At 64.5% G+C, this 8481-nt stretch carries 9 protein-coding genes; 6 read left to right on the top strand and 3 right to left on the bottom strand.

The window, feature by feature from the left end; translation table 11 throughout:
- The 3 genes from NQJ30_RS17885 to mhpA all read right to left on the bottom strand — a co-directional run.
- On the bottom strand, positions 1–789 hold a 789-nt coding region (locus NQJ30_RS17885; RefSeq protein WP_255771597.1), incomplete at its 3' end, for a dioxygenase family protein.
- Between the two features lie 83 nt (positions 790–872).
- On the bottom strand, positions 873–1949 hold the full coding sequence (locus tag NQJ30_RS17880) for a maleylacetate reductase (RefSeq protein ID WP_255771595.1): 1077 nt from the start codon (positions 1947–1949) through the stop codon (positions 873–875).
- Positions 1950–1960: 11 nt separating this feature from the next.
- On the bottom strand, positions 1961–3619 hold the full coding sequence (gene mhpA, locus NQJ30_RS17875; protein WP_255771594.1) for a bifunctional 3-(3-hydroxy-phenyl)propionate/3-hydroxycinnamic acid hydroxylase MhpA: 1659 nt from the start codon (positions 3617–3619) through the stop codon (positions 1961–1963).
- Positions 3620–3761: 142 nt separating this feature from the next.
- Here mhpA and NQJ30_RS17870 point away from each other — a divergent pair, with 142 nt between their 5' ends.
- From NQJ30_RS17870 to NQJ30_RS17845, 6 genes are all read left to right on the top strand, one after another.
- A complete protein-coding gene (locus tag NQJ30_RS17870; protein ID WP_255771592.1) occupies positions 3762–4415 on the top strand; it encodes a TetR/AcrR family transcriptional regulator in 654 nt (217 codons plus the stop codon).
- A gap of 199 nt (positions 4416–4614) precedes the next feature.
- Positions 4615–5889, top strand: a complete 1275-nt coding sequence (locus NQJ30_RS17865) for an MFS transporter (protein WP_255771590.1) — start codon at positions 4615–4617, stop codon at positions 5887–5889.
- A 156-nt stretch (positions 5890–6045) separates the two neighbouring features.
- On the top strand, positions 6046–6480 hold the full coding sequence (locus NQJ30_RS17860) for an SRPBCC family protein (RefSeq protein ID WP_255771589.1): 435 nt from the start codon (positions 6046–6048) through the stop codon (positions 6478–6480).
- Positions 6481–6747: 267 nt separating this feature from the next.
- Positions 6748–7128: a VOC family protein gene (locus NQJ30_RS17855; protein ID WP_255771587.1), complete on the top strand. Its 381-nt coding sequence runs from the start codon at positions 6748–6750 to the stop codon at positions 7126–7128.
- A 455-nt stretch (positions 7129–7583) separates the two neighbouring features.
- Positions 7584–7805, top strand: coding sequence for a hypothetical protein (locus tag NQJ30_RS17850; protein WP_255771586.1), 222 nt, complete (start codon positions 7584–7586; stop codon positions 7803–7805).
- A gap of 127 nt (positions 7806–7932) precedes the next feature.
- Entirely contained in the window at positions 7933–8433 is a 501-nt protein-coding gene (locus NQJ30_RS17845; RefSeq protein WP_255771584.1) for a mycothiol transferase, read from the top strand.
- Positions 8434–8481 lie beyond the last annotated feature (48 nt).

Here is an 8481-nt window from a genome sequence, read left to right as displayed (position 1 = left end):
GCCGATCTCGATCTGGGGGTCGCCTTCGACGAAGATGTGGGTCACGAGGGTCCGGAGGCCAGGGGCTGTGACCATGAAGTGCAGGTGTGCGGCGCGGACGGGGGAGCGGCCGACTGATTCGAGCATTTTGCCGACGGGTCCGTCGTGGGGGATGGGGTAGGGGGTGGGGGTGAGTCCCCAGAAGGAGTACCTGCCTTCCGCGTCGGCGAAGAGGTGGGCCCGGCCGGCGACGCGCTGGTCGGTGTACTGGACGTCGTAGAAGCCGTCTTCGTCGGCTTCCCAGACTTCGATCCTGGCTCCGGGGACGGGGGTGCCGTTGGTGTCGGTGACGGTGCCCTCGATCCAGCAGGGCTGGCCTGCCGCGCCGCCGGCGATGTCGCCGCCGAGGGGGATTTCGGGGGCGTCCTCGAGGAAGAAGGGGCCGAAGACGGTGGCTTCGGTGGCGGGGAGGGTGCCGGTGTGGGCGGGGTTGTTGATGGCGATGGTCTGCATGGACAGGCCCAGGACGTCGGAGAGGAGGATGAATTCCTGGCGTTTGTCGTCGGTGATGTGGCCGGATGCGGTGAGGAATTCGATTCCTTTGTCCCATTCGGCTTCGGTGAGCCGGACTTCGCGGACGAAGTTGTGCAGGTGCCGGGTCAGGGACTGCATGATTTCTTTGAGGCGGGGATCCGGGGTTCTGTCGAAGGACGCGACGACGGTGTCCACGAGTGTTTGTTCGACGGCTTTTTGTTCCGGGCTGATGGACGCACCGGCGGTGGTGGGCTTGGTTTCGGTGGTGTGGGACATGCTGTACTCCTGTGTTTTCCGGGGGAATGGCGACGGCGACTGGTCCGGTGACCGGGCCGCGTGGCCCGGTCGCCGGGATTCGGTCAGAGGTCCAGAAGGACCCTCGGGTCCTCGCCGGTGAGGGCCGCTTCCAGGAGGCGGGTGAGGTTCTGTGTGGTGGCAGGGCGCGGGTTGGATGCCGGGACGGCGGGGAGGATGATCTCGGCCGCTTTCGCGATCCCGTCCGCGGTGAAGCCGTAAACCTTTAGTGCTTTGGGGGCGTCGAGGCGTTTGCGGAGGTCCTGGAGTCCGGTCAGGGCATCCGCGGTCCCAAAGGCTGCGGCGATCCGGGCTTCGGCGTCGGGCGCGGCGGGGGCGTTGAACGCCAGGACGTAGGGGAGTACGGTGGCGTGGGTCTGGGCGTGGGGCAGATTGAAGGTGCCGCCGAGGACGTGGCAGATCTTGTGGTGAATCCCGGACCCGGCGGAGGCGAACGCGACGGCGGAGAGGTAGGCGCCGTAGAGGGCCTGCTCGCGGCCTTCCACACTTGAGGGGTCTTCGGTGATGAGGGGCAGGCCCTGGCTGAGGGCGCGGATTCCTTCGGCCCCGAGGGCCTGATTGATCGGGTCCACCCGGGGGCCCCACATGGAGTCGATGCAGTGAGCCATGCCGTTCAGGCCGGACGCGACGGACATGTCCACGGGCAGGGAAAGGGTCAGGGCGGCGTCGTAGATGACGGTGACGGGCAGCACCGCGTCGTCCACGCCGGTGGTTTTCCGGGCTGCCTCGGTCAGGCCCCACACGTTCGTCGCTTCGGAGCCGGCGTAGGTGGTGGGCACGGCGATGATCGGCAGGCGGGATGTCATGGCGATTGCCTTGGCGAGTCCCGTCGTCGAGCCTCCACCGACGCAGACCAGCAGGTCAATGCCGTGCTCGGCGGCCGCGGCCCGGGCCTTTTCGGCGACCCCGATGGGGACGTGCATGACGACGTCGTGGTGCCACAGGGCGACGTCGATGTCGGCGGCGACGGTGCGGGCCATTGGCGTTTCGAAGTCCGAGGCGATCACCATCACCCGATTCGCACCCAGCCGGGTGACTTCCGCGGCGAGGTTCGCTGCGGCATTGCCGGTGCCGAACAGGACCCGCTGGCCCAAGGTTACGTGGTCAAAAGTCAGGCTCATGTGTGGTTCCTTCACTTCGTTGTGGTCAGCTGGGTCAGGGCGGAGGTGCCGAGGGTGAGGCCTCCAAACAGGGCGTCCACGGAATCGCGCAGTGCGGCGGGGCTGGCGGCGGTGGCCGCTACGTAGAAGTCCGGACGTACGACGACGAAATTGATGTCCAGGTCATCGAACCATTTGGTATAGATTCCTTCCACGTCGACGACGTCACATTCGGTTCCCGGGGCACCGATCCGGACGCAGCGTCCGCCCAAGTAGTTCAGCTGTTCATGCTGGGGCTCGGTGAGCATTTCCGCCGTGGAAATCCCGCGTCCCAGCACGGTCCAGCCGCGGCCGACGACATCGTCGAACCGTCCGGTGCGGCCGTTGGCTTCCACGACGCCCTGAACGGAGAGTTCACCGGCGTGGGCATCTCCGGCACGCCAGAGGCCGGGTCCGAGGGAGGCGATGTCGGTGTCCACCGGCACTCCGTCGGAGGCGGCATGTTCGGCGATCATGCGGCGGTCGCGCTCTGCTGCTTCAGCGGGGTCGGCGATGCAGATGATTTTGCCCAGGTCCATGGAAAAGTCGATGTAGTGCCGGACGTGGCCCTTGCGCTCCTCGCCGTAGGAATCCAGCAGTGCGTCACCGGCCTTGCCGTTCAGGATGAGGTCCAGGCGCCAGGCCAGTGCGACCGAATCGCGTAGCCCGGCGCACATGCCCTCGCCTGCGAAGGGCGGCATAAGGTGGGCTGCGTCGCCGGCGATCAGGCCGCGGCCGTTGCGCCAGTTCTCGGCCCAGCGGGCCTGGAACTGGTAAACGGCGGAGCGTTCCAGCTCGGCGTCGTCAGGGGTGACGTTCCACGGCTCCAGCAGGCGCCATGCGGATTCAGGCGAGCTGAGTTCCTCCGGGGATTCGCCGGGGAGCACCATGAATTCCCAGCGGCGCCGTCCGGGGCCGCCGGGCACGATCGTCGTCGGGCGGGCGGGATCGCACAACTGCCAGGCGGACGGCGAGAAATGCATGGGTTTTTTAGGGATCAGGTCCAGGATCAGCCAGTCGAAGAAGAAGCCGTGGTCCTCAAAGTCCAGGCCCAGGGATTTCCGGACGAAGCTGTTGGCGCCATCGGCGCCGACGACATACCGGGCGCGGATCTGCTCGGCCACCACGTTGCCGTCGGCTGTCTTCGCTGATCCGCTGAGGAGGATGCCATCCTCCTTTTGCTCCAAGCCGGTGGCCTCCCAGCCGCGCCGAAGCTGAACGGTGGGCAGTGCCGCGGCGATGTCGCGCAGCCGCTTTTCCAGATCGGGCTGGGAGAACCAGTAGCGGGTGCGCCAGCCGGATGCGGCCTTGCTCGCCCAGTCCACTTCGAGGAGGGTCTGGCCGGCGGCGTTCTTCCAGAAGTAAATGTCATCATGCACGCCGATGGCCGGATCGTTCTCGGAATCGATTCCCAACGACGAGAGGATGCGGGCAATCTCATGGTCGAATGTCACGGCACGGGGCTGTGCGTAGAATTCCGGCCACTTCTCAACAATCGTGACTCGGTGACCCTGCTGACCGAGCAGCAGGGCAAGCAGAGTTCCCACCGGCCCGCCGCCCACGATCGCGACGTCGGCGTCGTAGTGCTCGCTTCCCGGAGTCCTGCGGATGTCTCCGGCGTGCGGTGCCGGTGGTGTGCTCAACGGTGTCATTGGAGTCTTCCTCGCTTGAAGTGATGTGCGTCATACGGATTCATTCGATAGTGACAGACTTCTCAAAAATGAGCAAGTCCTCAGTTTCTGTGTAAGGTCCGAGGCTTATGCATTGGAACCCGCTCTGGCGTACGGTTTTGGCATGACCACCACGGATCCGATCCCTTCCACGACCGCCGCAGGCGGCCGGCAGCAGCGCCGGCGTGAGCAAACGCGCGCCCGGCTGATTGATGCAGCGCGGACGCTGATGGCGGAAAGGGGTGTTGACGCCGTCGGACTGACCGAGATTACGGACGCGGCGGACCTCGGGGCAGGTACGTTCTATAACTATTTCCAGTCGCGTGATGAGATCGTCGAGGCGGTCGCTGAAGCGTCGGTCGAGTCCCTTGGCCAGTCGATGGATGCGCTGACCGCCAACATGGAAGATGCCGCCGAAATTTATGCCTTTTCGTTGCGGCATGTGGTTTTGAAGGCCATCACGGACCCGTTGTGGGGCTGGTTTGTGGTCCGGCTGGGCGTGGCACACCCGCAGCTCATCGAGATCCTGGGTCCGCGCGCGGCGCGTGACCTCCGCAAGGGGGTGGACTCGGGCCGGTTCAGTATCCCTGATATTGACGTGGCTACCTCCTGCACCTTCGGGGCGCTCCTGGCAACGCTGCACCTGGTCCTCTCCACGAAGACTGAGGCGCATGCTGACGAACTGTTCGCCCAGACCATGCTGTGCATGGTGGGTGTGCCCGCCATTGAGGCGCAGGAGATAGCTTCCAGGCCGCTGCCTGCACTGCCGGAGGTTTGACCGCCCTTTCCGTTCGCCACGCTACCCGCACCTCACGGTGCGGGTTTTTTTGTGCACGAAAACTGCTCCTTGCTTAATGTTGAGATACACCTCACACTTGAGTCTCGAGTCACTTTTGATGCTTAGCTCATCCATTTCCCCTGGCCGAAGCTTCCGCGCCGTTGCGGATCCGGCCCACGGGTCAACGAAGGAAGACCACATGAATCCCACTTTCACGCAGGAGAAGTCTCAGCGCAGAGGATCCCTCCGGCCGCAGCTGTCCAATAACGCAGTCATCGCGCTCTGCATGGTGGTAACCCTTATGGAGGGTTACAACCTGATTGTTTTCGGCTCCGTCGTGCCGCTGCTGCTGCAGGACCAGTCCCTGAAACTTGACGAAGCCACGGCCGGACTGGTCGGCGGAATCGTTTACGCCGGCGCCCTCATCGGCGTCCTCGGCGGAACTGCGCTGGCTGACCGGATCGGCCGGCCGCGCGTCATGGCGTTGGCTGCCGCGATTTTCGCGCTGGGTTCGGCGTGTGCCGCATTGGCACCCACCCCGGAGTTCCTTGGCGGCGCACGCCTGCTGACCGGGGTCGGGGTTGGTGCAGCACTGACAACAGCAATGACGCTGGCGCGGAACCATGCCGCGGAAGGCCGCGGAAGCCTGGTCATCACCATCGCTATGGCCGGAGTTCCCATGGGTGGAACCATTGCGGCGCTGGTGGGTATTTTCCTGATGCCGCTGTGGGGCTGGCGCTCCATGTTCTGGCTCGGGACCGCTATGACCGCTGTCATCCTAGCCGTCCTCCTGTCCTGCAGGATTACCGAACCGGCCGAAGTGCGGGAAACGAAACTGACTCCGGTGCAGAAGTTTGCAGGCCTTTTCGCCGGGCGCGGCTACATCTTCGTCGGCTTGGTGGCGCTGGCGGCCATCACCAACATGACCACCTGGCTCGGCCTCAACGTCTGGCTTGCGGAATCGATGAAGAGCCTGGGCTTCAGCCTCACGGAGGCCCTGGTCTTTGCGTTCGCACTGACCGGAGCAGCCGTCGTAGGCTCCTGGTTCACGGCCAACGCCGCCGACAAGTACGGTTCCGCAAAGGTGGGAATCGTGTGCACGGTGCTGACCGTCGCAGGGCTCCTGGGGCTCCTGTTCGGCCCCGTTTCGCTGGTCTTCTCCCTCGCATGCGTCGCACTCATGGGAATCGGCGGCCACTCGGCGCAGAACCTCATCAATGCCACGGCCACCGGCGCCGTTGCCGCGCATTCCCGCGGCACCATCCTTGGACTGACCAACACCATGGCGTTCATTGGGTCATTTTTGGGACCGTTCGTGGGCGGGCTGGCTTTTGCGTCCGACGGCGCCTCCGGCCTGTTCACCCTCTACGCAGGCTCAGCCGTCATGTGCCTGCTCATCAGTGTCGGCCTCTTCTACGCCCAGCCCGCACTGAAAGGCCAGTCCGTCAGCGAACCTGCCATGTCCATGGGATAGACCACGCTCGTGACGTGGCCACCACGGGTGGGCCACCCGTGGCGTGGCCCACCCGTGGTGTGGGCCACGCCGCGACGCCGCCCAGCGCATAGAGTGTGGAAACGACACTCCGCCGCAGAATAGCGCCGGGGACCACAGGATCACGAAAGGGCAACCATGGCGCACGCCGAGAGTGAAACCACCGTCAGCCGGCCGCCGGAGGATGTCTACGCTTACTTGGCGGACGGACTGAACAACGCAGCCTGGCGCTCCGGGGTTCAGGCTGTCGCCTTGAAAAGCGGTGCGGCGGGAGAGCTAGGTGCCATCTACAGCCAGACCCTGACCGGCCCCGGCGGCCGGCCGATCGGCGGCGACTACCAGATCACGATAGCGGAACCTGGCCACCTGCTGGCCTTCCAAGTGGTGGCAGGGCCGGCCCGGCCGGCAGGGCAGTACCGGCTCACCGCAGTGCCCGGCGGGACAACTGTCCGGTTCAGCCTGGACCTGCAGCCCAAAGGACTCATGAAGCTCGCGGGACCGTTGATCGCCCGCACCATGGAAGCCGAAGTGGCGCAGCTCGCGAAGCTTAAGTCAGTCCTCGAAGCCGCGTGACCGGTCCGCACCGCCGGCCCGGTGATTTTGATCCACACTGTCGCGCAATCCCCTATATCCGTAGGCGCCCCTTGAGTTCGATAATGGCCTCATAAGCTTCGGGGACCCTCGCGCCGATGACGGCTGGCGGGGCGCCGCAGAGTCCCAGGTGGCCGTCCCGGCACTTGGCGCAACGGACGGCCACGCGGCCCCGGGCAAGGATGCTCCGGGACTGAACCCGGGGGAGAGCACCGCCACCAACGCGAACGAGGCACAAAGGAAATCATCATGCTCAAGGATTCGGCGATCATGGCTGTCCTTCCCGCGAAGGACATCAACAGGGCGAAGGATTTCTACCGCGACAAGCTGGGACTCGAATCATCCGATGCCATGGAGGAAGGAAGCCTGCTTTACAAGTGTGGCAACGGAACCAGTTTCCTTGTTTACCAGACAGACAATGCCGGCTCGGCCAAGAACACCCAGATGGGGTGGGAAACGGACAACCTGGAGTCCGAAATGGAGGAACTGCGGGGCCGCGGGGTGACCTTTGAGGAGTACGACATGCCCGGGCTGAAGACGGAGAACGGCGTCGCCACCAGTGACTGGGGAAAGGCCGCCTGGTTCCTGGACAGTGAGGGCAACATCCTCAACCTTGCCCAGCGGACGTAACCACCGCAGGACCCAAGGACGCAACGAACGGGCCGCCCCTGCGATCAATGCAGGGGCGGCCCGTTTGCCTTCGCAGCGTCAGGGTTTGACGGCTTCTGCCACGCTCCTACTGATGAGTCACATTGTGGCGAACGGACTCCCGGCGGCCGCTGGTTCGCGGAAACAGGAAAGGGTGTTTCGAGAGGGTATAAACCACCCATTTGAATAGGGTCCTGAGGAATCAACCCGGAATTGTGCGAACAATTTATTTTTTAAAAGTCTCGACTACAGGAATTCAGGGGCGTAACTTTGCATCTGGAACAAGGCTCCGTGACTTACATCACACCAGTTGGTCTCGGAGTTGAGCCGGACCGGCCCTCATAAGAGGATGCCGGTTTGCAAGCGGCCTACGCGATTTCCGCCGGCCACCGCTCCTTCGCACCCTGACTTCCTGGGCAGACTGAAAGTAGCAAACCATGATCCTTCGAGAAAAGTCCTTCGAACACTTCCTTTTCACGTGCACCGGCTGTGACCACACCTGGATGGCGGACTACGACGTCCAGCATGTCGAGGACGGCCACGGGCACGAACGGGACTATTTCTTTCGCGGCGGTCTGCACTGTTCCGATCCCACCGGCCTGGGCGAAACCACATGTCCGCGGTGCGGCCGGGCCTCGGTCCGGGCCCACCTTAACTAAGCGGCCCGCGTTCGGCACAGAGGGCACATAATCCCACCCTGGCTTCCCGGCCAGGGTGGGATTGTGCCCTCCGCCGTGATTGAGTGAAGTACGGCTACACCCGGAACGCTCGGACTAAGGGGACCTGATGAAATCCAACGGACTGCTGCTGGACACCTTCGGCCGGATCCGGGAAAACGTTGAATCCACGCTCGCAGGGCTCGACGAGGCGTCCCTGGCCCGGCGGCCGGCGGGCACGGGTAACTCGGTTGCCTGGCTGATCTGGCACCTGAGCCGGGTAGAGGACGCCCAAGTGGGTCCGGTCGCCGGACTGGAGCAGGTGTGGACGTCGCAGGATTTTGTGACCCGCTTCGGCCTGCCGCTGCGGGCCCGCGACACGGGTTACGGTCACTCGACGGAGCAGGTGGACTCGGTCAAGGCGCCCGCCGGCCTCCTCCTCGAGTACTACGACGCCGTCCACCGGCAGACCGTGGGATTCCTCGAGACCCTCAGCGATGATGACCTGGACCGGGTGGTCGACGAGCGTTGGGATCCTCCGGTCACGCTGGGCGTTCGGCTGGTCAGCACCATTGCCGACTGCCTCCAGCACGTGGGCCAGGCAGCCTACGCGAAAGGGCTCGCGGCTTAGGGCCGTCGGATTCTGCGCCATCATTCCACTTTGCTAGGCCGGCATCCG

The organism is Pseudarthrobacter sulfonivorans, assembly GCF_024391045.1.
Taxonomy (GTDB): domain Bacteria; phylum Actinomycetota; class Actinomycetes; order Actinomycetales; family Micrococcaceae; genus Arthrobacter; species Arthrobacter sulfonivorans_B.
This window is presented reverse-complemented; position numbering and strand designations above follow the sequence as displayed.